We start from the raw sequence: 26,111 nt of genomic DNA, 5'->3' as shown, positions 1-26,111 counted from the left end.
AACGGCAATCAGCAAAGTGTTAGCGGCTTCACCGCCACAGGACTCGTCGGTTCTGATACAGCGGCCAACATCAGCGGCTTTACCGCTAGTGGTGCGATAGGTACTAATGCTGGCACCTATACCAACACTGTCAGTGGTAGCAACAGCAACTATAGCAATATCATTTTCACCAACGGTACGCTGAACATTGATCGTGCGATCGCAACGATCAATGCCACCAAGACCTACGATAGCACAACCACTTTAAATGGCGGTCAGATTAGCATCACCGGGGTCAATGGCCAAACACTGAACTACACAGGAACGGCATCAGCAAACAATGCCAATGTTGCTGCTAATGGAAGTAACTATGTCAGTGGCATTACTGGTTTAAGCGACGGCACTGGTTTGGCGTCAAACTATATCTTACCAATTCAGGGTAAATCTTCGTTAAATAATATCGTTAATATTCATCCTGCTTCACTCGCGATCATAGCCAACAGCGTATCGAAAATAGAGGGGGAGACCATCACGGTGAGTGGCTTCACAAGCACAGGATTGCAAGGTCGGGATAGTCTAGATTCTGTCATTGTAAAGAGTGATGGGGTTGATCCAAGCGCGACTCAGGGCTTTTATACGATTACCGCCAGTGGTGCTCAAGGGAGTCGTTTTGACGCGTCAAACTACAACATCAATTATGTAAGCGGCCGATTGGATGTCTTACCGGTTCCCGAAGCACCAGCTCCTACCGTTATACCTTTTGTCGGACAAAAACAAACAGCCTCACCGACAGTCAACTTTAACGACTTTATCAGTGTCAAGGCGTTTACGCCGCTTGCATTATCCCATGCATCACCGTTTGTGTTCACGCTTCCCCCGGATACCTTTGTGTTCAGTAATCGGAAAATTAATTTGGTGTTTGAGGCGCATTTAGCGACCGGAGAAAGTTTGCCAAAGTGGTTGAAGTTCGATGGTACAACGGGAACTTTTAAAGGTATTCCAACAACGGAAGTGAAAAATATTGATGTCGTTGTGACGGCCCATGATGGTTCTGGCGCTCAAGCGCAAACGAAGATTGCGCTTGTATTTGATAAAACCTAATAACTCAATCATGCCGTGTTGAGGTAAGAGCATTGATCTGAAAAGAGATGCCCCATTAATTGCGACTTGTGTATTCACCAGAATGCGAAAAGGTTCTGGTATTTTTAGCCTATATCAATGATATTTTTTGATTTTTTTCTCGAACGACACCATTTCTCTCGCCCCTCTAATCTTTACAGGCTGATCGTCTATTTTTTTCAGCGCAGTCTTATTTTGACTCTTTTCATTCTTCCACAATTTGGTGTTGGTCAAAGCATCCCTGATGCTGGTGCGTTACTACGCCAAAATAAAATCGATGGGAATGTGATCGAGCAACAAGTATTGAAGAGCACAACCACGCCAGCCATTATTCCTATGTCATCAGAAAGATTGGAAGATAATTCGCTGACATTTGTTGTCACTTCTTTTCGGTTCACGGGAGCGACGTTGCTCTCTGAATTGGAGTTGCAACAGATCGTTCAACCTTGGGTTAATCGCATGTTGCATTTCCATGATTTAGAAGTAATCTCGAATGTAATAACCGAGGAATATCATTCCCACGGATGGTTCGTACGCGTAGTCATTCCAGAGCAAGACATTGATGATGGTATCGTGACATTGAATTTCATCGAAATGAAACTAGGTAGAGTCAGGGTCGTCGCTCATCAGGAGCATCCGCGTTTTCATTCGCAAACGTTGATCGATATTGTTACCGCTCGACAGAAAATTGGAGACTATCTAAACGTAAATAACTTAGATCGGGCGAGTAACTTGCTGGGCGATTTATCTGGTGTAATTTCTCGCTTATCACTCGCACCTGGCGAGGGCATTGGCGTCACCGATGTTGTGATCGATGTCGAAGAGAAGCCACTCCTATCTGGTCTTTTTCAAATAGACAATAATGGTACATTATCTACAGGGCTCAATCGGATCACTGCGTCATTGAATATCGAGGATCCTCGCGGGATCGATGATCAGATATCGTTCAATACCATTTCTAGTTCCGGAAGTGAGTACGGACGTATCAGCTACACGGTCCCTTTTTTTTATGACGGGTTACACGTAGGTGCTGAATTTTCTGAAATGAGATACCACCTTATTGGCGATTTTGCGTCTCTTGATGCGAATGGCTCGGCGCAAACTCGTGGCCTATTTTGTACTTATCCTGCATTACGACTGAGAAATCTGAGTATGTCGATGAGTTGTTCCTTGGAAGAGAAAATATATAAAAATAACGCTGCGATGCAGCAAGTATCTGACAAGAAAGTACGTGCATTGACCCTCGGTGTCAGTGTCAGCACATCGGCGGCAGATGAAAGTTTTACATTATTAGGTAGTAATATCACGCTAGGCAACCTTCGCTTATCTGCTAACCCAAAAAATGAAATGGTTGATCTCGCGGGAGCACATACCGAAGGCGTCTATGGAAAAATAAATCTCAACTTCGCACACCTTCAACATTTATCAGGTAGGTGGAGATTATGGTTCTCGATCAAGGGTCAACTTGCCTTGAAAAATCTTGATTCCTCTGAGAAATTTTCGCTCGGTGGGCTCGATGGCGTTAGCGCTTATCCTAACCTTGAAGCAACTGCTGACAATGGCGTTGTCGTTACTACGGAGTTACGTAAAATATGGAATCAAAAGTTGCAAACGACACTGTATTATGAATTCGGTGCAGTGACGGTGAACCACTTTGCGAACTATCCAGGTGCTACTCAACTGAATGACTATTCTCTGGCTGACGTGGGGATAAGTTCCACTTGGAACGAAGAGAGTAAATACTCGATTAAGGCAAGTGTGAGTAGACGGCTTGGAATTAATCCCGCTGCGAACTCAGCTACTGGTGCAAATAGTGATGGTAGCATTGGCCGTACACGCTATTGGCTATCTGCTTCCTTCTATTTTTAGAAAGAGAGAACGAAAGATAATAACGGCACACCAGATCTTATTGTTCTGATGTGCCCTTAGTGCTGCTTACTTGCCGAATGAATCTTTCAACGTCGTAATCCGGTTAAATACGGGCTTTCCGATGGCGCTATCAACGCGGTCAGCGACAAAGTAGCCATGGCGTTCAAATTGGAGGCGGGTATCCGGATTGACTTGCGCAACACCCGGCTCCACATAGGCACGAATCGTTTCTAACGAAGCGGGATTGAGCAAGGTCATAAAATCCTTACCACCAGCGTCTGGATTCGCATCGGTAAAGAGGCGATCATAGAGACGCACTTCGACCTCTAATGCATCAGCAGCATTGACCCAGTGGATATTGCCTTTGACTTTGTAATTGGCGCTACCCTCGGTACCGGATTTGCTATCAGGGAAGTAGTTACAATGAACAGCAATGACGTTACCATTGTCATCTTTATCGCATCCAGTACATTCGACCACATAGCCGTAGCGCAGGCGTACTTTGTTGCCAGGGAAGAGGCGGAAATAGCCTTTGACTGGCTCTTCCATAAAATCTTCTTGCTCAATCCATAGTTCTTTACCAATCGTGAACTCGCGGTTGCCACGCTCAGGATGATGTGGATGGACCGGGGCTGTGCAATGAATATTTTCGCCCTCTGGGAAATTATCGATAATCAGTTTCAATGGACGCAAGACGGCGGTGACACGTGCTGCTTTTGGATCAAGATCTTCACGCAAACAGCCTTCCAATGTACTGTAATCGATCCAGCCATCTGAGCGGGTCACACCGATACGTTCACAGAATGCTTGAATTGATTCTGGTGTATAGCCGCGACGACGAATACCAACGATGGTTGGCATACGTGGATCATCCCAACCGCTGACGATATTGTCTTCAACGAGCTTACGTAATTTACGCTTACTAGTCACCACATAGGTCAGGTTGAGACGTGCGAACTCATACTGACGCGGAACGGGGCGTTGCACAAAACCACCTTGCGCTGCGTGTTCAATGATCCAGTCATAGAACGGACGATGATCCTGAAACTCGAGAGTACAAATCGAGTGAGAGATGTTTTCAATCGCGTCTTCGAGTGGATGTGCATAGTCATACATCGGATAGATGCACCATGCGTCCCCTGTACGATGATGGTGTGCGTGGCGAATACGGTAAATTGCCGGATCACGCATGTTCATATTGGGCGAGGCCATATCGATTTTGGCGCGTACGATATGTTCTCCATCTTTAAATTCACCCGCTTTCATACGGCGGAATAATGCTAAAGACTCAGCCGGTGCGCGATCACGGAACGGTGAGTTCACGCCCGGTTTAGAAAAGTCACCACGGTTGGCGGCCATATCTTCTGCCGATTGGCTATCCACATAAGCATGTCCAGATTCGATCAGATATTCTGCGATCGCATAAAACTGATCAAAATAATCGCTGGCAAAATACAAATGATTGCCACCACCAGCAGACGCTGGTTGCTGCCAATCAAACCCCAGCCACTTGACGCTATCCATGATGGAATCGACATATTCCTGGTCTTCTTTTTCTGGGTTCGTGTCATCAAAGCGCAAGTGGCAACGACCCGCGTAGTCGCGCGCCAGACCAAAGTTGAGGCAGATCGACTTTGCATGACCGATGTGCAGATAGCCATTGGGCTCTGGTGGGAAGCGCGTAATGACGCTTGGCATACCGGAGCGTTGATAGGTGCCAGTTGCCTGATCGTTATCAATGATGGCGCGCAAAAAGTTAGAAACGGGGGCGTCGGAAGGGGCGGCTGCGGCTGGCTTTTTTTCGTTGCTCATAAAGTTTGCTGATAAATTTTCGTAAGACGGCATTCGGTTTATAAAAGACGACGCAAGCGCGTTGCACACATCGTTGGCGGAGTGAATCGTGTCATCACCGCAGCCGATGTACATTGGACAATAAATGTGCACGGTAATCTGCTGGTATACAACCACGAGCGATAGGTCTTTTATGGGGGTATAGCAAGTATTTTACCGTAGCGCAGCACAGAAAGGACGTTTGTTTGTGTTTTGATAGCTATTTGCTGCGCTTAGGAAAGTATTCATCAATGGAAGACGCTCAGTATCGATGGCAATCTGCGATGAAAGTTGAAGTTATTGCAATTTCTGGTTCGATTCGAGACACTCGAAATCAATGGATTTCAAATTGCACCAGATTGCGTCCTTTATTTTTTGCCTGATAAAGGGCATTATCCGCTCGGATCATCATTTCTAAGATGCTATCTGGATGGCGGTAGCAGGTAACACCGAAGCTAGCTGTCCGATAGCCAACCATGTGGAATGCATGGGTTGCAATGGCTTCACGCAGTTTTTCTGAGATGATCAAAGCATCATCGAGATCAGTTTCCCTGAAAATGACGAGGAACTCTTCGCCGCCCCATCGCCCGACTGCATCAATACTACGGATATTTTCTTGCAAAATGATACCGATGCTGACCAATACTTGGTCGCCTGCGGAGTGCCCGAACGTGTCGTTAATCGACTTAAATTTATCCACATCGATGAGTGCGATCGAAAAATGGCTTCCATAACGTTGGCTACGAATATGTTCCTCTTCGAGAATTGTTTCTAATCTTAAACGGTTAAATAATCCAGTCAGCCTGTCCGTATTGGATAAATATTCCAGATCCTGATTCTTCAATTCAAGTTCTCGTGTGCGAGCAGCAACAAGATGTTCAAGGTTCGCATTCACTTCGAGCATTTTGTTGTGACTATTTTCGACCTCTGCTGCCATCAAATTGAAACCCTCTTCGAGATCTTGTAACTCACCACCAGAGTCTGCTTTGATGCGGATGCTGAATTCACCTTTCGCCATACCGTGTACGCCATCGATGAGGCGCGAGAGTGGGCGGGTTAAATCGCGACTCATCCTGAATGCGAAATAAGAGGCGCCCGCTGTACCTACTGCACCGATCAGTAGGCAAACGAAAACAAATAAAATTTTTGCTTGCTGACTCGATGCGGTGCTGAGCTCGACGAAGACAAATCCTAATAATTTTGGTTTTCCAGCAGGTTCGGTTCGACCATGATCAATCAGGTCAAAGTTATCCGCCGCAGGCATACCTTGGTAGATCGGGGCACCAAAAATCAGACCACCATGTGCACCGTGACGAATGCTTCCTTTAAGCGCAGCTTGGATCAGAGGTTGATCAACAAGCTCTAGTTTTCCGCTCGCTGCAAGAATGCGGTTGGCCGGGTCGGTCACCACAACACCTTGTGCGTCTTCTTCCTTCAAAGTAGCTTGAGTCAATGCCTGCAAGACCTCACGATTGCCTGAAAACGCTCCGTATTCACAGGCGCTACTCAGATGTCGCGCAATCAGCGCACCTCGGTCCTTGAGCGCACCATCAATTTGCGAGGTGCCGACGATGGCAACCATGCCGGTCAGCAACATCGTAATGATCCACATCGGCGCGAGTGCCAATAATAAAATACGGTGTGAGAGGCGCCATTGTTTCATGGTGCACGCTCCGTTATATGTTTAAGTTTGTATTGCAATTCAGGTTCAGGGGCAATGTTTATTCCGAGAGACCGAGCGACTTGAGGATTGGTATTGATCGAAAAATAGCGCGGATACTGTGGAGGGGGTAAATTGCCGCTGGCTGGCAGATTATTGATGATTTCTGCCACTTGCTGACTCACTTGGGTCGGTAAGCTATACACCGATGCCAGAGCACCGGCCTTAACGTACGATGCCGAAAATCCGAACAGGGGAATTTGCTGCCGGTAGCTGGTGAGTAAAATACTTGAAATGTTGTTCCTGTTATATATTTTAGGATCAGGCACCGCCAATAAGGCATCGCTGTTCGCGAGTAGTTTGCGCAGCGCAGTGAGCAGTTCAGCATCGTCAGCGACTGTTTCGATATTGAGGCTCATATCAGCGTCTTTCGCAGCACTTTGTAGTGCTGGGATCGACTCCGTTTCCTCTTTACCGAGCAATACACCGACCCGCGGATGACCTGACATACTGACCTGGATTAAACCTAATTGCCGAGCCCATGACTGATCAACAAAAATGGCTGAGAATTTGCGGCTATCCTGGAGCCGACTATTTTGTCGGGTGATTTTGTAAAAATTGTTTTGGGGAATGAGAACATTGAGTACAGGTATCGGCGTTGGTTTTTGTGCCAGAGCGACCATGGCTGTCGTGCCTACTGCGACAATCATTTGATTTGAAGTTGTCCGTGGCAAATCGTCTGCGCTGAATTTGTTGGCGGCAATGATTTTCACCGCAGGACGGGTGGTTGCTGATTGGGTGAGTATGTTGCTGAGGTTAATAGCAAATTCCGAATACACCCCTGCCTCTTCACTTAAAACAATGGTGACACCATCAACTGCTGCACTATAAGCGGAGGTCGCAACGAGTGAAAAAAACAGCACTAGCCGCAGCAACCATATTGAGGTTGTTCGTGTTCGACGGAAGAGACGCGCCCAATGCATGGGTCAGAATTCCGTTTTTACATTGAGTCTCGCCAGCCGACCGGGTACTTCGTTGTCGTGCCGAAGCTCGAAATAGTGAGCATTGGCGATGTTTTGCACAATGACCGCTACTTCTGTTGGTCGTCCACATAAAAGAAAACGACGTGACAGCTTCGCATCAAAGCGTTTATTTCCCTCGATGAAATAGCCGCGCCCCTCACCGAGATTGAAGTCAGTATCGTTGAACTTTGTCCGCGAGATTTGGTAAGCAATCAGACTTCCTCGCCATTGTTCGTTAAACTGATGCGTGATCGTGAGGTTATGGTTGTAGGCTGGCAGCGAGTCTGTGTAAATGACACCATTGACGTTGTCACTTTTTACGCCCCCACCCGAAAGGCTGTACACAACGTGCGTCTTATCCGATAAAGGCGCTTTGAATTGCAATTCATAGCCACGCATTAATGCATTACCCGCATTCAGATTGCCACTTTTTGGCGACTTGTGGTTTTTGACATCGATTAGATTGGTGTAATCGTCATAAAAAAGACGAAAATCAAGATCGATTTTTCCGATGCGTCCGATGTAGCCCAGATCTGTTGCTTTGGCTTTTTCTGGCTCTATTTTCGGTAAATTCGGATATTCACCTGGCGCTCGCCAGTATGTTTCGTAGACTTTTTCATAGACAGAAGGTGCACGTGTTGCCCGCGAGTGGCCAAGACGGATCGTGTGATCCGGCGTAACGTGCCAGTTGAGCGCCAAACGCGGCGTGAATTCTGTTCCCGTGTAGGAATTATTCTCTACCATCGCCCCGGTATTGAGTAGTAAGTCTGGACGTATGTGCCACTCTAGGTTACTAAAAATACTACCTAGTCGATAATAGAAGTTGCCAAATAAATACTGATTATCCTCAACGCCAAGGTAATAGGGCGCGTAAGTGACGTCTTGCCTGACAGTTGCACCCCAGACAATCCGCGTTGCTGCTGTTGGTGAGAAGGTGTGTTGCACATCAAGTTCGTCACGTTTGAATGAGGCATTGCCATTGCTGATGCCGTCAGAATCCATTAAGCGTCCGTTGATACGCTCCTCTGTGTGGTACGCCTTGACGGTCAATTCGCCATTGCCTTCGAGGGCGCGCCGCCAGTTAATCATCTCAAAATGGTTACTTGATGTGCGGTCGATCGAGATAAAGTTATCATATTCGCCAGCCAGTCTGGGGCCGCCGTTGTAGCCAAATTGAAATTCGAGCGTGTCCGATGCGTTGATCTGATATGCGCCTCTGAAATTAAAAATTTGGATATTTTTATTGTCGTATTTGTTGAGTGTCCAAAACAGGATTTGTGACGTCGGATTGTGAATTCTGTCGCTTTCACCGTTATCTTTGCGCTCACTTGCCGTAATTTGATAAGTGAGATTACCGCTTTTACCCCCATACCGAAACACCCCCTCCATGCGGTTTGTGCCGTAACTGAGGGAGGCCGATGCGCCCTGTGTTTCTGCAGGATGTCGGGTAATGATATTGATGACAGCGAGGAACGAGTTAGCGCCATAACTGGCAGAATCGGGACCGCGTACGACCTCGATCCGCTCGATATCGTCCATCACGATGGGTAAATCACTCCAGTTCACACCGCCAAATAAGCCAGAGTAGACAGAGCGCCCATCAATAAGCACTTGCATACGATCGGACGTCGTACTTGTCACCATGCCATGATAAGCAACAGTACTATCGGCAGAGTAAAAGTTTGGATCAGCGTGGTAAGCGACAAACATGCCGGGTACCAGACGGAATACTTCGGATAAATCCCATGCGCCTGAATCGCGAATGGTTTCTCGGTCCAACACAGTGACTGCTACCGGTGCTTCATTCACAGGTTGTACGAGGCGCGATGCACTCAAGACAACGGGAACATCGTCGAGAAAAATGGATTCGTCGTTATTTGCCTCGGCATGTGCCGTGTGGATGAAGGGGAGTGTGCAAAGCAGCAAGCCCCACGTGAGTGAGGAGGGACTGCGTAAAGAAACCAAATGACTGGAACGCAACTTCCTAAAAGCGCGTTCTCTGTGATTTGAGCTGATGTTACCGTTGGAGCCTTGCATTTCTATTACCACTATAACGAATAATCTTATTGATGTTGAAGTTACCGTACCGCTATACAAAAATGCTGCACTGCAAACAAAGACGATCTTCTCACAGCATAAATGTGTCTGTATAGAAAATCGATCTTTTTCCATCAATCACTATCTCGTTTGAAGAAAAAAACCACTAATTCGTGATTTTATGATTATTTTGTCAATTGATGGGCGCTATTTTTCAAACGAAATCTTGCCATGCAATGCCGTAGAGAAATTGTATGGTCGAAAGCCTATAAACCGTTCTCTCTACACGGTAGAATAGCGGAATGACTACAGAACTAAGCATTTCTCCGACAAATGGAGACCAAGCAGTAGCGGCAACTCCCGCAGTGCCTCGCGACCCACAATTTGTCCATCTCCGTATCCACTCTGAATATTCGATTGTGGATGGTCTTGTGCGCATCGACGATGCGATTAAAGCCGCTGTCAAAGATAAACAGCCCGCCATGGCTATCACCGATCTGGCCAACTTGTTCGCCATGGTGAAGTTCTATAAATCCGCGCGTGGCAAGGGCATTAAGCCGATCGCAGGTTGTGATGCCTGGATTACGAACGACGATGACCGCGAAAAACCGTCCCGTTTGATGTTACTGGTAAAGAATCGCAAAGGTTACCTTCAGTTGTGCGAATTATTGGCTGAGGCGTGGTTGACCAACCAACATCGAGGCCGCGCAGAAATTCGCTATGAATGGCTGAAAAAAATCCATGACGATGGCGAAAGCGGGGGCTTGATTGCGCTTTCAGGTGCGCATTTTGGCGATGTTGGGATTGCCATTGATAATGGCAATCTTGATTTGGCTGAGCGCTGTGCGCAGCGTTGGAGCAGTATTTTCCCTGACCATTTTTACATTGAAATTCAGCGTGCCGGCCAAGCCAACATGGAAAATCATGTCCGTGCCGCAGTGATGCTCGCCAATAAACTGAAATTGCCGGTCGTTGCAACGCACCCAGTACAGTTTATTAGCAAAGAAGACTACATCGCACATGAAGCGCGGGTATGTATCTCCGAGGGTGACATGCTCGCCAACGCGCGTCGCGTGCGTCGCTTTAACGATCAGCAGTGCTTTAAAACGCAAGAAGAAATGGCTGCCTTGTTTGCCGATTTGCCGGGCGCGCTCAAAAACAGTGTTGAGATCGCCAAGCGATGCAATTTGACGCTGGAGCTGGGAAAACCAAAATTGCCGGATTTCCCCACACCGGAAGGCATGACGCTCAATGACTTTTTAGTGCACGAAGCCAAGCGTGGATTAGAGTTCCGGTTGCAGCACTTGTTTCCCAATGCAGAAAAACGCGAAAAAGAACGCGCACGCTATGAAGCCCGGCTCAAGTTTGAAACAGACACCATTATCAAAATGGGGTTTCCGGGGTACTTCTTGATCGTTGCTGACTTTATCCAGTGGGCAAAAAATAATGGCGTGCCGGTCGGACCAGGTCGTGGATCTGGTGCGGGTTCGCTGGTGGCGTATTCCTTGTTGATTACGGATCTCGACCCGCTGCAATATAACCTGCTGTTCGAACGTTTCCTTAACCCAGAGCGGGTATCCATGCCCGACTTTGATATTGACTTTTGCCAAGAGGGACGAGATCGCGTTATTCAATACGTGAAAGACCGTTATGGTAAGGATGCGGTCTCGCAGATTGCGACCTTTGGTACGATGGCCGCAAAAGGTGCGATCCGTGACGTTGGACGTGTTCTTGACTTTGGTTATATGTTCTGTGACGGCGTTTCGAAGCTGATCCCGTTCAAACCGGGTAAACAAGTCACGATTGCCGAGGCGATTGTCGAAGAACCGTTGCTAGCCGAACGCCAAGAAAACGAAGAAGAAGTCAAAACATTACTCGACTTGGCGCAGCAAGTAGAAGGTATTACCCGTAACATCGGTATGCACGCGGGTGGTGTGCTCATTGCGCCGGGCAAGCTGACCGATTTCTGCCCACTTTACACACAGGGCGGTGACTCTGGCGTCGTTTCTCAATACGATAAAGATGACGTTGAAGCCGTCGGTTTGGTGAAGTTCGACTTTTTGGGTCTGACAACACTGACGATTCTTGACCGTGCGGTGCGCTACATCAAAATGCTCGATCCTGCGATGGCGGACTTTGATCTGGCCAAATTGCCGCTCGATGACCGCGCTTCTTACGAATTGCTGACCAAAGCCAAAACCGTTGCCGTATTCCAGCTGGAAAGCCGTGGTATGCAAGGGATGTTGAAAGACGCTCGTCCGGACCGTTTTGAAGACATTATTGCGCTCGTGGCGTTGTACCGTCCGGGTCCGATGGATCTGATCCCTGACTTCTGTAAGCGTAAGCACGGTGAGAAATTCGACTATCCGGATCCGCGTACCGAAGGCATTTTGTCTGAAACCTACGGCATTATGGTGTATCAAGAGCAGGTGATGCAGATGGCGCAGGTGGTCGGTGGCTACTCCTTGGGTGGCGCTGACTTATTGCGTCGTGCGATGGGTAAAAAGAAAGCAGAAGAGATGGCGGAGCATCGCCAGATTTTCCGCGATGGTGCTGCGAAGGATGGTTTGCCGCAAGAAAAAGCAGACGAGATTTTCGATTTGATGGAGAAGTTCGCGGGCTACGGCTTCAATAAGTCACATGCAGCTGCTTATGCATTGCTGTCTTACCATACCGCGTATCTCAAAGCACATCATCCCGCCGCGTTTATGGCAGCCAATATGTCGCTCGCCATGGACGACACAGATAAAGTCAAAATTCTCGTCGAGGATGCGATTGATGTCTGTAAGCTCAAGATGCTGCCGCCCGATATTAATCAATCCGATTACCGCTTCGTCCCCGTCGGAGAGCCAGGCAAAAAATCAAATCAAATCCGCTACGGTTTGGGCGCGGTCAAGGGCTCGGGGCAGAATGCCATCGAAAATATCGTGGCATCCCGCCAAGCGGATGGACCGTTCAAAGACTTGTTTGATTTTTGTAAACGCGTCGATAAGCGCCAAGTCAATCGTAGAACAATTGAATCCTTAATCCGTGCAGGTGCAATGGATTGTTTAGGGAAAGACCGCGCTGTGTTATTGGCGACCGTCAGTTTGGCCATTGAGGCGGCAGAACAGGCCGATAAAGCGGCGAACCAAGTGAGTTTGTTTGGCGACGATGATGATCTTATCCCGCCGCCACAATACATCGAGGTGCCTCGATGGACCGACAAAAAACGGCTCACAGAAGAAAAACTCGCGCTCGGATTTTATCTGTCGGGTCATTTGTTTGATTCTTATGCCCCAGAGGTACGTCAGTTCATCAAAACCACGCTAGCGAAAGTAGAGCCGTCGCGTGATTTACGGTTGATCTGCGGCATTATCACAGGTGTTCGCACCCAAATGACGCAGCGGGGCAAGCTGATGGTGGTCACCCTTGACGACAGCACGGCTGTTGTCGAAGTGACCGTCTACAGCGAGCTCATGGAAGAATTTAAATCATTACTCAAAGAAGATGAGTTTTTAGCCGTATTGGGCAAAGTGTCTGAGGACCGATTCTCAGGTGGTTTGCGTATTTCTGCTGAAAAGGTGATGGATATTGGTCGTGCACGCGTCCAGTTTTCTCAAGGATTACGACTCACATTAGACGACAAAACGGACACCAAAAAGCTGCAAGAAGTGCTGAAGCCGCACCTCAATCCTGATGGATGCCCCGTCTTGATTCAGTACCAAAATGCGACGGCGAGTGCGGAGTTGTATTTATCTGATCAATGGCGAGTGAATCCAGATGATGAACTGCAATTGAAATTGGTAACGATGTTAGCCCAAAATAAAGTGGCTATTGTTTATTCGTAAATTCTTGAAGTGAGCCCGCATTTCCCCGCATAGATCTTATTATTTCTTTTGCTATATCGGGGATGCGCGGCATGATTGCCCCCATAGCGATAAAATGCGCGGCGGCAATCATGCCTAATGATCTGGATAATTTCTTAATATTTGCTTTAATTGTAACAAGTTATTTTAAGTAGTTTTTATTGTTACAGTCTGCGAAAGAACGCTTTTTTTATGACTATCAATCCTTATTTCGTGCGCCTGTGGCGCGCCGTAGAACCCTATAAGCACCGCATTGGTTTGGCATTATTAGGGATGATTGGTGCTGCGATGACAGAGCCTATCTTTCCGGCGTTAATGAAAAAATTAACCGATAATGGCTTTTCAGAAGACAGAACAATGCCAGTCTGGATGGTGCCGCTTGGTATTGTCGGCATTTTCTTTGCGCGCGGTATTTGCACCTTTTGTACGCAATACTATATGTCTTGGATCGGCAACAAATTGCTCAGTGACATGCGCGGTAGTATGTTTAAACGAACCCTGGATGTTCCTATTAGTTACTATCAATATGAGTCCAGTGGTCGTTTGATTAACACGATCATTTCTGAAGTGCAGCAAGTTGTTGAAATGGTGAAGGTTTCCATCAACACATTGATCCGTGACTCTATTACGGTGTTTGCATTAATTATTTTTCTCGTTTATCAAAATTGGCAATTAACGATTGTTGCCTTATTGATTGTCCCATCGATGGCGTATGTTGTTCGTCTGACGGGCAAACGACTACGTTTGTTGAATCAGAATCAGTTGAAACTCAACAGCGAATTAACGCAAGTCGTTGAAGAGGCGACCCGCGCCAGTCAGGTTATCCGGATTTTCGGTGCGCAAGACTACGAATATCAGCGTTTCCATAAAAAGAGTGAACAGTTACGCGGCTATGCGCAACGTGTGACTGTCGCGTCAGGCTCCACGACACCGATTACACAAATGGTGGCGGCGTTAGCGGTATCCTTGGTGGTGATCGTTGCGATGCGTCCCAATTTACTGCCGTTTCATAGTGATCATTTTACGCCCGGTGATTTCATCGCGTATCTGACGGCCATGTTGTTGCTGCTTGCGCCATTGAAACGTTTATCTGACCTCAATGGTCCTTTACAACGTGGTTTGATTGCTTCTGAATCCGTCTTCAATTTAATCGATTCACCAGCAGAACCTGTCGGTGGCTTTGAGTTCGAGGAGCGTGCAAAAGGCGATTTGGAATTCATCAATACAGAATTCAGTTATGAACGTCAGGAGATGCAAGCCTTAAAAGGGATCAATCTCAGGATTAAGGCTGGCGAGACGGTCGCATTGGTCGGCATGTCGGGTGGTGGTAAAACTTCATTAGTGAATTTGGTACCTCGCTTTTATGCGCCAACGGCAGGCGTCATTAAATTAGATGGTCACGACTTAGCTGATATTTCCATTTCGAGCTTACGTGCGCAAATTGCGATGGTCGGACAGAGTGTGGTCTTATTTGATGACACGATTGCCGCCAATATTGCTTACGGTGACCATCATCCCGATCAGGCAAGAATTGAGGCGGCTGTAGCTGCAGCTCATTTGTCAGACGTGATTGCAGATCTTCCTTTGGGGCTGCAAACAGAGATTGGCGACAACGGCACACGGCTCTCCGGTGGTCAACGTCAGCGTTTAGCCATCGCTCGTGCTATCTACAAAAATGCACCGATCTTGATTCTCGATGAGGCAACGTCTGCGTTGGATTCAGAATCTGAGCGTGCAGTACAGGCGGCGTTAGATACCTTAATTCAGGGGCGAACAACACTTGTTATTGCACATCGATTGTCCACGATTGAGCGCGCTGATCGCATTGTTGTATTAACCGATGGCGAAATCAGTGAAATGGGAACGCACGCAGAGTTGCTGCAGAAAAATGGGACCTACGCGCATTTACACCAGTTGCAATTCAGTGCGGAAGAAAATCATTGATCAGGCATCTTCCATAACCGCATATAAAAAAAAGGGGCACCAGCCCCTTTTTTTATGGGAGTGCGTTGATTAGGGTAAGGCAGCCATGACCTGCTCAACGGAAATAGCATCAATCCACGCCTTGCGGTCGGACACTTTGACTAGCGTCGTAATGTCAGCGTTGATGGGCACCCACTCAGGGCTTGTGAGACGCATTAAGGCAATCACAGGAACATGAACTGCATTTGCGAGATGCATTACGGCGGTCTCTACAGAAATAATCAAGTGGCAACGACTCAGTACCGCGGGAAGTTGGAAGAAATTATCAACGGCACTAAATAACTTCACATCATCAAGGTGATATGTCGCGTGCATGGCCTTCGCCTCAGGGAGCTTTTCTGGGACGACATTGACGACGAATTTGACCTTGGACCATTTTTCACGTTGTTTCATTTGAATAATTAATTCAAAAATACGCTCCAATGGCCATGTGCGATCGAGTGATTTAGAAAAGCTATTGAGAAACACGATCTTTTCATCTGGCGCAAAACCCCAGTCCGCTATTTGCTTGGAGGCGTAGTCCTGCCACTCTGCTGGAATGGTCACAAATGGAAACAGATCCGTTGTCGGAATATCGAGGTTAAATAACTGGTGAAACCAGTTTGCATAAATGCGGCTGATATGCGGGATATCGACTTTTCCCGCCTGTTGTTCGCGCGTGACTTTGTAAGCGGGAATGAAGGCATCTAATTTGCTGTAGATATAGTGTTTTCTGATATCTAACAAGCGTACGCGTTTCTTTTGTCCAACGATAAAACCTTTTGGACTGATTTTACGAATCAAATTGACATAGCGATGGCGGTTGTGGACCGCAACGGAAATAACAATCGGGTAGTCTTCTGCTTGCGCCTCTTTAACAGATCGTTCAAATAATTGTGGGCTGTATGTTTCGGTATAGACTTTGTCAAACATATCGCAAGCGTTGATCCAATCGTAGAGGGAATACTTGCGCAGATGCTCCCATTGTTTTTTGTCAGATGTGCGCCGTAACTCATCAATCCAAAGATGTATTTTGATATGCGGATACGCTTTTGCAAAAGCCCGGAAGCTGTTTTGCATATAGGTGAAATCACCGAGTGCCAAGTGAGCAACAAACAAGATTTTGTCTGCTTTAGCGAGCAGATCTGGTGGTACGAGTTGGGTGGTCATTACTATCGTCGATTTTTAAAAATGGCATGAAAGTTTCAATCAGTCTTCTTGCTTACTGCGTCAACGATTTTTTCGACTGGGATGGCATCGACCCATTCGCTACGACGCTCTGTCATGACGACCGTGCTACGTTGATGGTCAATGGGAACCCATTCTGGATTTTTTTGGCGCATCAGTGCAATAACAGGAACCTGCACCGCATTGGCTAAATGCATCACCGCTGTCTCAACGGAAATAATGAGATTGCAACGTTGCAAAATGGCGGGTAACTGGAAAAAATTATCGCTGGCACTAAAGACGTAAGTATCGCTGATCTGATACGCATTAAAAATCGTCTTTACATTTTTTAACTCCTGCGGAACTGCATTGATCACAAAATGCGTTTGACGCCACTCTGGAAGTTTCCGCATAGCAATCACTAATTCCGCGACGCTCTTGAGCGGCCAGCATCGCTTTTTTGTTTTTGCAAAAGCATTGATAAAAACGATTTTATCGCCTTGCGCAAGACGCTCTGATGTGATTCCCCATTCCGTTAATTGACGTGTCGCATAGTTCGTCCACTCGTCAGGAATGTGCACGAAAGGTAGTCGATTTTCAGTCGTGACACTGACGCCACCTAATTGTTGAAACCAATCAGCATAGACATCGGTAATGTGGTATCCATTTTTTGGTGCTTTGAATGGAGCGAACGTTGCATCAAGCTGTTTGTAAGCAGCAGCATCCCATGGGGCGTACCATCTTGTTTTGCCACGAATGCCAACGGTAAAGGCATTGGGGCCCACTTCACGCGCGAGACGTGCGTAATTGTGCGGTCTGAGTGTGGCGAGAGAAACGACAAGTGGATAGTTTTCTTCACGGGCTTCAACAATGGTTTGCTGTAATAAATCAGGGCTGTACGTCTGTCGATATACTTTCCTGAAAAAAGAACAGTTTTCTGCCCAATCGTACAGCGAATACTTTTTGAGAAATTCCCATTTATTCGGATCGTTGGTGCGGCGGACTTCATCAATCCAGATGTCGATCTGAAGATGGGGATAGGCGCGGGAGAATGCACTGAAAAAATTCTGTAAATACGTAAAGTCGCCGATCGCCAGATGAGTAATGAATAAAATCTTAGTTGATTTTTCCAGTGATTGCGCTTGGATGAGTTGCATATGGGGGAGCTGACTTATTCTGAGAAATTAAATATGGGAAATAATCGTTGCAAGTGCGTTGACAATCAACCTGTGATGTTGCGGACGTTTACGATTGCGGACGACGGCATCAAATGCCATGCAGACCCAGTCCGGGTCAACGCGTTGATCTCGACGTTGCATCATCAACGATGCCGGTAATGCGCAGAAATATGATGTGGGAATACTATCCTACATGGTCAAATAAGGCAATTTGCGCGCCGGGAACGAGTTGCCTAATGTATCTGATTGATGCACGAAAAAAGGGCATTGTTACGTGAATTTTCATGCTCGCCATATCAACGGTGGTGCGTTGATTTCATCGAACACGTTGTCGTCTGTGTTGTGATCGCTGTCATGTGGTCTGCTTTGATATTGAATTACAACAACGCAGTCTATCGGCTTGCTTTTACGGTGATCGGACGAGAATTCAAGTTGAACACTGGTATAATTTCGCTGCGGTAACTGTCTGAAACAATTTAATCAATAAGTTCTATAGTACGTTACTTTTCTTTTAGAATTTTTGTTGTGTGTCGGGTGTTTTTGGATAAGAAAATTAATTTTTTTATCACATTAATAGGACGCGTTTTACACAATCAATGCTGAGTTGCTATTCCTACGTCCCCACACGAAGACCGTTGTGGAATTGGATGGGGCGGGAACCAGTTGGTACGTAGAAAATAATGTGAATCAAGATTGTTGAATGGACGAGAGCGCGTTTCATTTCTCGATAAGATGGCGATCGTCATCTGTGACTAAAAATAAGAGGGTAGTTGATGATGAAGGATGTCTCGCGTTTCCCAGTACCTGAGTTATTCACTTTACCAGAAGATATTCGCGCGATCCTTCTTCCATGTAGGAACAATGGGATTCCGTTCTTCTCGATGGGACGACGCTCCTGATGAATGCATTAGTTGCCCCAACGGGCGGTAAGCCCAAGCGCTTGTTGATTATCAGCCCGAATTGGATTGGTGATACGGTCATGGCGCAGCCACTGTTGCAATTACTGAAAAAACAGTATCCTGACCATCTCATTGATGTCATGGCACCCGGTTGGGTTGCGCCGGTACTTAAAGCGATGTCGGAAGTCGATACGGTATTGGAAACATCATTTTTACATGGCGCTTTGCAGTGGAAAGAGCGCCGTCGTTTCGCTGCCGTGCTGCGGCAACGTGGTTATGACGCGGCTTATATTCTCTCCAATACCATTAAATTTGCGCTATTACCTTGGATGGCAGGGATCAAAAAGCGGGTGGGCTATCGTGGAGAAAGTCGTTACGGTCTTATAAACGTTATGCATCATAACGACAAAGCAAATCCGCTCCCCATGGTACCGTTTTATGCTGCACTTGCTTTTCCGCCCAAGCAGCCGATCAAGGATCAGTTATCACGGTTACCTAAGCCACGTCTCTCAGTGAGCGACGACGTGCGACGAGCGGCGATGGAAGAGGCGGGACTGGCCTATGACCAACCCTTGTTTTGTTTTTCGCCGGGTGCCGAGTTTGGTTCGAAGAAGCGCTGGCCTGCTAGTCATTTCGCGGAACTCGCAAGACGAATTCTGCAAGAAAATCCCGGTATCCAGATCGCCTTATTGGGTTCAGCAAAGGATGCTGAGGTGTGCCTTGAGATACAGCAGATGGTGCCGGAACTTCATCAGCTTGCTGGTAAGACGACGCTTGATCAGGCTGTGGCGATCATTGCGGGTGCCATCGGTATTGTGAGCAATGACTCTGGATTACTGCATATTGCATCAGCCTTAAATCGCCCCGTATTTGCTATTTATGGACCGACAGACCCTGATCATGCGCCACCGTTCTCTGACGTGTCTTATAGTTTTTCTTTGCGCCCATCGTGCGCGCCGTGTGATGGTCGCGATTGTCCTTTAATCCATCATGCATGTATGCAGAATATCCTCCCCGAGACTATCTGGAAGCCCATCCAGCCTTTGCTAACACCAACGGTGATACCCCCTGATTTAGAAATTGAAGTTGAATAAAAAATGATGCAGCAAACCCGATTATTAATGGAGCGAGCGGCAGGTGAAGCGCTGCCTGATTGGGACGTTCTTAACGCGTCTTTTCAGTTGCTTCATATCGCGAAGGGCCACGATGTTTTCGCGGCAGACGAATGGCAGCCAAATGTCTATGTTGTTCGCAGTGGTATTGTGAAGCTCACTTATCTCAGTGAGGATGGTCAAGAGTGGATTAAGTCGTTTATTGGTGAGGGCGATTTTTTTGCTTGCCCTAACGTACTGATTGCCGGTTTAAAAACGGATTATTTTGCGACGGCTGTTGAAGACTGTGAGATTGAACAGTTTGATTCGCAATCCATGAAAAAGCTCACCGACACCTATCCACAATGGCAGAAAGCGATTCGTCAACTATTAGAGTGGCATATCGTACGGAAAGAACTGAGAGAACGTGAGCTATTAACAATGGCACCTGAGGCGCGTTACCAATCCTTCCTCAAAACCTATCCGCTGATTGCGGCGAGAATCCAGCTCAAGGATGTCGCTCAATATTTGGGTGTGACCGCCGAGGCATTAAGCCGTATCCGAAAACGGCTACAGATGTGAATGTTGTAATAGCTACTCGTTTCCTGTTGATTTGATGTCAATTTACTATATTGTTGATATGAAATAAAAAAGAGACCATCAAATCTTTTAGTATTGACTTGTCGGCGATATTCGTTGATGAGCGTGTTCGACATCCACCACGGTGACTGGCACTGTGTAATCTGGGAAGAACTTATTTATGTATTGCATTCAATGGGTGTGTGGGCCATGAATCGCTTTAAATGCTTATTGTGTGCGATGGTGCTGGGGCTGTGTTTTCCGAGCTTCGCAACGCAAGCGTTCGCCCTTGATAAAGTCAGCTTGCAACTGAAATGGACGCACGCTTTTCAATTTGCTGGGTACTACGCGGCGAAGCAACAGGGCTATTATCAACAAGCCGGACTCGATGTCGATATACGCGAGGCAAGTCCCGGCATCAACGTCACCGACGAGGTCATCAGTGGTCGTGCTGATTTTGGTGTAGGCACGAGCAGCCTCATTTTGGAGCGCAAAGCAGGCAAGCCGGTTGTTGTCATCGCCGTTGCATTTCAGCATTCACCACAGGTGTTCGTGACACAAAAGACGCCACGCATCCAGAGCATTCATGACCTGAAAGACAAGCACATCATGCTTGAACCGCAGTCGGAAGAATTGCTCGCTTATCTCAAAGCTGAAGGTGTTCCTTTAGATAGTATTCATTGGCAAACGCATCGTTTTGATGTGCACGACTTGATGTCGGGGACGACCGACGCGATGTCTGCTTACTCGATCAGTGAGCCGTTCTTTCTTGATCAGGCGCAGGTTGCCTATCAGGTCTTTACACCCCGATCTGCAGGGATTGATTTCTATGGGGATAATATTTTTACCTCTGAAAAGCAGATCAGCCAGCATCCAAAACGTGTCCAAGCCTTTCGTGATGCGAGCATGCGTGGTTGGGAATACGCGCTTTCTCATAAAGAACAAATTATCCAATTAATTCTGAATCAATATCCGACCAAGGACCATCGAAACACACCGGAATTTTTACACTTTGAAGCTGATAAAGTGGCTGACCTTATGCGTAACGATCTGGTAGCGGTTGGTTATATGAATCCAGGTCGGTGGCAACATATTGCCGATACGTACGCAGATCTTGGCATGCTACCGAAGCACTATGCGCTCGATGATTTTCTTTATGATCGCAATCTGCCTGTGAACTATTTGTTGATTTATGGCGTCGTTGCAATTGCCTTATTGCTTGCGTCGTTGACGGGTGGGGTGACGTATTATATTTTGCGCGTCAATCGTCGTTTGGCAAAGACCGTTGCCGAGTTGAAGGCAGGGGAGCTCAAGCTGAAATTATTATCGATGGCGGTTGAACATAGTCCAACGTCGGTCATTATTACGGATGCTGATACACGGATTCAGTATGTGAATCCGCAATTCACTAAAGAAACGGGTTACTCCAGCGAAGAGGTCTTTGATAAGACACCAAAAATTCTACAGTCAGGCTTGACCCGCATCGATACTTACCAAGACATGTGGGCACATTTGACGCAGGGTGATTCATGGAAGGGTGAGCTGATCAATCGACGTAAATCGGGTGACTTATACTGGGAGGAAGCGCATATTTCTCCCGTCTTTGATGAAAAGAATCAGCTAACTCATTATGTGTCCGTCAAACTCGATATCACCGAACGCAAACACGCGAATGAACGCTTGGCACATTTGGCGCATCATGATGGATTAACGAATCTTCCTAACCGTACTTTGTTTTTTGAGCGGGTTGAGCATGGCCTCAAATTAGCGAAGCGTCATCGCACGCGGTTAGCGTTGATGTTCATTGACCTCGATAAATTTAAGCCCATTAACGATCGTTATGGACACGCGATTGGCGATGTGATTTTGCAGGAAGCGGCAAAGCGCATGGTACAGTGCATCAGAGAATCAGACACTGTTGGGCGTATCGGCGGCGACGAATTTATTGGCCTGATGCTCGATATTGGTGATCACGAACATGCTGAACACTTGGCGCATAAAATTTGTCATGCATTGAACTTACCGTTTGAGGTTGCTGGGCAGGTGCATCAATTATCGGCAAGTATTGGCATTGCAGTATATCCGGAGCATGGGGAAGACGATATGCATCTCGCAAAAAGTGCCGATTTGGCGATGTACTATGCCAAAGCAAGTGGTCGTAATAACGTGAAGATTTTTCATGAAAGTATGACTAACTATTACCATCCCTAAGCCAGCTACCAATTTTTGATGACGCTGAAAAAGTGCTTTTTTCAGCGTCATCATCTTCCTCAGCTACATACTCATCTCACCGACATCGGCAGTGAGATAAGACATCAAGGCTCACTTTTCAAAAACGTAGGTTCCCGGTGCATCGCCTAATGTTGCATCGCTCTTTGGTTTGATTGCTTTCACTTGCTTCTCATCAGAATGATGTTTGAGCCAGTCTTGCCAGTAGATCCACCACGAACCTTGTTCTGTCATCGCTTCCGCTTGCCAAGCATCAGGATCGTTATAGGTCTTATTCCTCATGCTTTCTGGTAGATACTGGTAGGTGCGATGTGCATGTCCGGGTTCGGAAACAATACCGGCATTATGTCCACCGGATGCCAGTACAAATTCAATCGGGGTATCGGTCAGAACGTGGATTTTGTAGACCGAGCGCCATGGTGAAACGTGATCTTTGGCGGTGCCGACGACGAACATAGGCACACGAATATCATTGAGAGCGATGGCACGCCCATGGACTTCATAATGTCCCTTTGCGAGATCGTTATGGAGAAACAAATGCTTGAGATATTCACTGTGCATCCGATATGGCAGACGCGTGGTATCACTATTCCACGACATCAAATCATTCGGTTGGGTGCGCAACCCCAATTGATAATCACGCATAATTTTTGACCAGATCAGATCTCTTGAATTGAGTAACTGAAATGACCCCGACATCTGCTTACCATCGAGATAGCCTTGTTTCCACATGAGTGCGTCAAGCATCGCTAACTGACTTTCATCGATGAATAAGCCAAGTTCTCCCGGTTCGCTAAAGTCTGTCTGCGCAGCGAGTAGCGTCACACTGGCTATCTGTGCAATGGGTTTGGACACTGCGGATATGCCATTGTTTCTGGCGAGTGCCGCTGCGCCGATCGCCAACAAGGTGCCACCTAGACAATAGCCGACGGTATGAATAGCACGTCCATTAGTCGCATCATTGACAACGGAAAGTGCGGCGTAGAGACCGTGTTCCACATAATCATCCATACCCAAATTGCGGTCATCCTTGTCGGGATTGCGCCAAGAGATGATAAAGACAGTGTGTCCCTTCTCCACCAGAAACCGCACCATCGAATTGTGATGCGATAAATCGAGAATGTAATACTTCATAATCCACGAAGGAACAATCAGCAATGGCTCCGCATACACCTGGGTGGTTTGAGGTGTGTACTGAATCAATTCAATGAGATGATTCCTGAAAACCACTTTGCCGGGCGTGATCGCGACATCGTGGCCTGGTTGGTACTGAGGCCGATCAGCATGATCGCTCTGTTCGTTGAATTCATGATGGTGAGGGAATTCCATGCCCAAGTCTTGTAAGAGATGAACAAATCCGGAGGCGAGATTTTTACCGCCACTATTCACACTTGCTTGTATGACTTCTGGGTTGAGTAAAGGGCTATTGGAGGGCGAGACCATGTCCAATAATTGCCGCGACATAAAGTTGACGACGTCTTCATGATGCGCTGTCATGCCACGGACGCCCGATGTGGCCACCTCCCAGAAGTCCTGTGATTGGAGAAATGCTTTACTCATTACGTTATAGGGCCATTGCTGCCAGGCTTTATCTGCAAAGCGGGTATCCGACGTCGCTTCAGAGATCTCTGGTTCTGCAGATTGCGCGCCAGCCGTTTGACTGATCTGCAGCAGTTTCTTTTTCAGAAATGGAGGCCACTCGGCAGCTTGGCGTTGCGCAAGTCCCACCAACTCCATTTGCTTTCCTGGTGACGTCGCAAGATGCATCGCCCAATCCATCCACGCCAGACTGACGCTTGCGGGAGAGATTCCACCCGTTAATTTAGCAATATGGTTTTGCAGCGCCATATCCAGTGGGTTGATGGGATAGTGGGCTTCATGAACGTAGGTGTCGGCTTGAGCAACCTGTCCTGACTCTGACACGGTGGGTAACTGCACTACATCAACTTGGTTGTCGCTCATTTGTATTCCTTTAAGGCTAGTCATGAGATGCGAATGTTGCGCATCGACAGGGGGAGAGTTGGGTACTAAGGTCGTTACTGTGCACTGTCAGAATCAAATTTCAATGCATTCCGCGATGCGCTGATTGTTGCAAACTAAATCACGTTTCGAATTGATTCTGATCAATTTGATTGTGCATTCGCAGCAATACACTGTGATGACTTACTTTAGGTACCACAATGAGAAACATGGATTTCACACTCAATTACCCTGACAATGTGGTTAAAAATAGTCATCGACACGTCGGTGAAAAATGCTATTTAAGACCTGAAATTCGCTCAAAATACAACAAAATGACGCTATCATCAAAAAGATTGATCTGGATCAAACTTTTTGGTTTGAGTCTGTTGATGAGCGGGATGCCTTGCTTTGCCGAGACATTAGAACAGGCATGGTCGGTGGCTTTGTCACGGGATCACACACTTGCTGCGTCGCAATATAAAGAAGAGGCGGCACAGCATCAAGTTGCTGCTGCGCAAGCCAATTATCTGCCGCATGTTTCTCTCGAAACAGGACACTTACGAACGCAATACGAGCCTGCAGCGAAACTGTCTATTCCTGGTTTACCAATGTTGCAGGGAGTGGCTTTACCGTTTGCGCAAGATTCTGCCTATTACGGTGGGGTGACCGTTTCTGCGCCATTGTTCACCAGTGGCAAGATCTCTTCAGGTGTGGCCGCCGCACAGGCCATCGCTGACGCCAGTCAGGCGCATGCCAGTATGACACGCAGCGACATTAAACTGGCCGTCGCACAATCGTATATCGCTGTATTACGCGCTCAACACGCTGTGCAGGTTACTGACAGCTACATCAACGCGGTCAGTCGTCATGCCACTGATGTGCAGGAACTATTCGTTCAAGGTTATGTGGCAAAGCATGATGTGCTAGCGACTCAAGTGGCCCTCGCGAATGCCCAGCAGCTCGGTTTGCAAGCTAATAACGCCTTAGAACTTGCCCGCGCAGCATATAACAGGTGGATGGGGCGTCCATACCAGCAAGGTGTTGAATTACAAGAAATGAGTGAAGCATCGATGCAGGAAAGCGATAAAACGCTATCGACCTTACTAGATGCAGCCCATGCCCAGCGCCCTGAATTAAAAGAGCTCTTAAAACAAAGCGAAGCGTATCAACAGCAGGCATCGAGTGTGAAGGCAGGGCATTTACCACAGATTGGTATCAGTGGTGGGTACGGCAAATTAGAGAATAAATATCTGGCAGAGGACAAGGGCTGGTGGGTTGGTGTTGTGATGAAGTGGAATCTGTTTGATGCCGGACTGGTTCGTCATCAGGCATCAGAGCTTGCTGCCAATGCGAAAGCCATTGACGAAGTGGCACAAGACACCCGCGAGCGCATTGGCCTTCAGGTACGCCAATCTTGGTTATCTCACCAAGAAGCCACTGCGCGTATGCGGCTCGTGGATAAAGCGGTAGAACAAGCCGAAGAAAGTCTCTCACTGGCACGCGAACGCTATCGCTCTGGGCTCGCACCTAATAGCGAAGTATTAGACGCAGAAGCCAGTCGTTTGCAAGCGTATTCAAACCGAGATAACGCGAGGTACGACCGCGAATTATCGCGTCTTCAACTTCAGTATGCCACTGGCGCTTTATAAGTGCTTTCCACATCAATGAAGCAGCAATCCG

Annotated in this window: 15 protein-coding genes; 8 read left to right on the top strand and 7 right to left on the bottom strand. The window is 47.2% G+C overall.

Annotated elements, in window-relative coordinates:
- Together ACO0K2_RS18845 and ACO0K2_RS18840 are read left to right on the top strand one after the other, a co-directional pair.
- Positions 1-1,080, top strand: a 1,080-nt coding sequence (locus ACO0K2_RS18845) for an MBG domain-containing protein (protein ID WP_423021606.1), incomplete at its 5' end; no start/stop codon positions are given.
- Positions 1,081-1,293: 213 nt separating this feature from the next.
- Positions 1,294-2,967 (top strand): ShlB/FhaC/HecB family hemolysin secretion/activation protein, encoded by a 1,674-nt coding sequence (locus tag ACO0K2_RS18840; protein ID WP_423021605.1) that lies wholly within the window; start codon positions 1,294-1,296, stop codon positions 2,965-2,967.
- 66 nt (positions 2,968-3,033) lie between these two features.
- Here ACO0K2_RS18840 and ACO0K2_RS18835 read toward each other — a convergent pair whose 3' ends face one another.
- The 4 genes from ACO0K2_RS18835 to ACO0K2_RS18820 all read right to left on the bottom strand — a co-directional run bounded on the left by ACO0K2_RS18835 (position 3,034) and on the right by ACO0K2_RS18820 (position 9,516).
- Positions 3,034-4,779: a glutamine--tRNA ligase/YqeY domain fusion protein gene (locus ACO0K2_RS18835; protein WP_423021604.1), complete on the bottom strand. Its 1,746-nt coding sequence runs from the start codon at positions 4,777-4,779 to the stop codon at positions 3,034-3,036.
- Between the two features lie 352 nt (positions 4,780-5,131).
- Positions 5,132-6,460, bottom strand: coding sequence for a diguanylate cyclase (locus ACO0K2_RS18830; RefSeq protein WP_423021603.1), 1,329 nt, complete (start codon positions 6,458-6,460; stop codon positions 5,132-5,134).
- Positions 6,457-7,440 carry an ABC transporter substrate-binding protein gene (locus ACO0K2_RS18825; protein WP_423021602.1) on the bottom strand — a complete coding sequence of 328 codons (984 nt, stop codon included), beginning with the start codon at positions 7,438-7,440 and terminating at the stop codon, positions 6,457-6,459. The genes ACO0K2_RS18830 and ACO0K2_RS18825 overlap by 4 nt, the downstream gene beginning before the upstream one ends.
- A 3-nt stretch (positions 7,441-7,443) precedes the next feature.
- A complete protein-coding gene (locus tag ACO0K2_RS18820) occupies positions 7,444-9,516 on the bottom strand; it encodes a TonB-dependent receptor plug domain-containing protein (protein ID WP_423021601.1) in 2,073 nt (690 codons plus the stop codon).
- A 302-nt stretch (positions 9,517-9,818) separates the two neighbouring features.
- Here ACO0K2_RS18820 and dnaE point away from each other — a divergent pair, with 302 nt between their 5' ends.
- Both dnaE and msbA read left to right on the top strand, forming a co-directional pair.
- Positions 9,819-13,346, top strand: coding sequence for a DNA polymerase III subunit alpha (gene dnaE / locus ACO0K2_RS18815; protein ID WP_423021600.1), 3,528 nt, complete (start codon positions 9,819-9,821; stop codon positions 13,344-13,346).
- A 210-nt stretch (positions 13,347-13,556) separates the two neighbouring features.
- Positions 13,557-15,308 carry a lipid A export permease/ATP-binding protein MsbA gene (gene msbA / locus ACO0K2_RS18810; protein ID WP_423021599.1) on the top strand — a complete coding sequence of 584 codons (1,752 nt, stop codon included), beginning with the start codon at positions 13,557-13,559 and terminating at the stop codon, positions 15,306-15,308.
- Between the two features lie 69 nt (positions 15,309-15,377).
- On the opposite strand, the gene ACO0K2_RS18805 is transcribed toward msbA, so the two are convergent.
- Positions 15,378-16,496: a glycosyltransferase family 9 protein gene (locus tag ACO0K2_RS18805; protein WP_423021598.1), complete on the bottom strand. Its 1,119-nt coding sequence runs from the start codon at positions 16,494-16,496 to the stop codon at positions 15,378-15,380.
- A gap of 35 nt (positions 16,497-16,531) precedes the next feature.
- Positions 16,532-17,650: a glycosyltransferase family 9 protein gene (locus tag ACO0K2_RS18800; RefSeq protein WP_423021597.1), complete on the bottom strand. Its 1,119-nt coding sequence runs from the start codon at positions 17,648-17,650 to the stop codon at positions 16,532-16,534.
- A 919-nt stretch (positions 17,651-18,569) separates the two neighbouring features.
- On the opposite strand from ACO0K2_RS18800, the gene waaF reads away from it, so the two are divergent.
- The 3 genes from waaF to ACO0K2_RS18785 all read left to right on the top strand — a co-directional run bounded on the left by waaF (position 18,570) and on the right by ACO0K2_RS18785 (position 22,451).
- The gene (waaF, locus tag ACO0K2_RS18795) at positions 18,570-19,664 is read left to right on the top strand and encodes a lipopolysaccharide heptosyltransferase II (protein ID WP_423021596.1); all 1,095 of its coding nucleotides are present in this window, start codon (positions 18,570-18,572) and stop codon (positions 19,662-19,664) included.
- A 3-nt stretch (positions 19,665-19,667) separates the two neighbouring features.
- Positions 19,668-20,243, top strand: coding sequence for a Crp/Fnr family transcriptional regulator (locus ACO0K2_RS18790; RefSeq protein ID WP_423021595.1), 576 nt, complete (start codon positions 19,668-19,670; stop codon positions 20,241-20,243).
- A gap of 207 nt (positions 20,244-20,450) precedes the next feature.
- The gene (locus tag ACO0K2_RS18785; RefSeq protein WP_423021594.1) at positions 20,451-22,451 is read left to right on the top strand and encodes a diguanylate cyclase domain-containing protein; all 2,001 of its coding nucleotides are present in this window, start codon (positions 20,451-20,453) and stop codon (positions 22,449-22,451) included.
- A gap of 111 nt (positions 22,452-22,562) precedes the next feature.
- Here ACO0K2_RS18785 and ACO0K2_RS18780 read toward each other — a convergent pair whose 3' ends face one another.
- Positions 22,563-24,431 carry a PHA/PHB synthase family protein gene (locus ACO0K2_RS18780; protein WP_423021593.1) on the bottom strand — a complete coding sequence of 623 codons (1,869 nt, stop codon included), beginning with the start codon at positions 24,429-24,431 and terminating at the stop codon, positions 22,563-22,565.
- Positions 24,432-24,658: 227 nt separating this feature from the next.
- Here ACO0K2_RS18780 and ACO0K2_RS18775 point away from each other — a divergent pair, with 227 nt between their 5' ends.
- Positions 24,659-26,080, top strand: coding sequence for a TolC family protein (locus ACO0K2_RS18775; protein ID WP_423021592.1), 1,422 nt, complete (start codon positions 24,659-24,661; stop codon positions 26,078-26,080).
- Positions 26,081-26,111 lie beyond the last annotated feature (31 nt).

This window comes from Undibacterium sp. MH2W, from assembly GCF_049340215.1.
Classification (GTDB): Bacteria; Pseudomonadota; Gammaproteobacteria; order Burkholderiales; family Burkholderiaceae_D; genus Undibacterium.
Note: the sequence above shows the minus strand (reverse complement) of the source record. Positions and strands in the feature narration are given on the sequence as shown.

Bases quoted from the DNA above. Each gene is read 5' to 3' on its own strand.
- ACO0K2_RS18800 (WP_423021597.1), bottom strand. From the start codon at position 17,650: ATGCAACTCATCCAAGCGCAATCACTGGAAAAATCAACTAAGATTTTA.
- ACO0K2_RS18780 (WP_423021593.1), bottom strand. From the start codon at position 24,431: ATGAGCGACAACCAAGTTGATGTAGTGCAGTTACCCACCGTGTCAGAG.
- msbA (WP_423021599.1), top strand. From the start codon at position 13,557: ATGACTATCAATCCTTATTTCGTGCGCCTGTGGCGCGCCGTAGAACCC.
- ACO0K2_RS18830 (WP_423021603.1), bottom strand. From the start codon at position 6,460: ATGAAACAATGGCGCCTCTCACACCGTATTTTATTATTGGCACTCGCG.
- ACO0K2_RS18835 (WP_423021604.1), bottom strand. From the start codon at position 4,779: ATGAGCAACGAAAAAAAGCCAGCCGCAGCCGCCCCTTCCGACGCCCCC.
- dnaE (WP_423021600.1), top strand. From the start codon at position 9,819: ATGACTACAGAACTAAGCATTTCTCCGACAAATGGAGACCAAGCAGTA.
- ACO0K2_RS18790 (WP_423021595.1), top strand. From the start codon at position 19,668: ATGATGCAGCAAACCCGATTATTAATGGAGCGAGCGGCAGGTGAAGCG.
- ACO0K2_RS18775 (WP_423021592.1), top strand. From the start codon at position 24,659: ATGGATTTCACACTCAATTACCCTGACAATGTGGTTAAAAATAGTCAT.
- waaF (WP_423021596.1), top strand. From the start codon at position 18,570: ATGAATGCATTAGTTGCCCCAACGGGCGGTAAGCCCAAGCGCTTGTTG.
- ACO0K2_RS18820 (WP_423021601.1), bottom strand. From the start codon at position 9,516: ATGCAAGGCTCCAACGGTAACATCAGCTCAAATCACAGAGAACGCGCT.
- ACO0K2_RS18785 (WP_423021594.1), top strand. From the start codon at position 20,451: ATGAATCGCTTTAAATGCTTATTGTGTGCGATGGTGCTGGGGCTGTGT.
- ACO0K2_RS18825 (WP_423021602.1), bottom strand. From the start codon at position 7,440: ATGCATTGGGCGCGTCTCTTCCGTCGAACACGAACAACCTCAATATGG.
- ACO0K2_RS18805 (WP_423021598.1), bottom strand. From the start codon at position 16,496: ATGACCACCCAACTCGTACCACCAGATCTGCTCGCTAAAGCAGACAAA.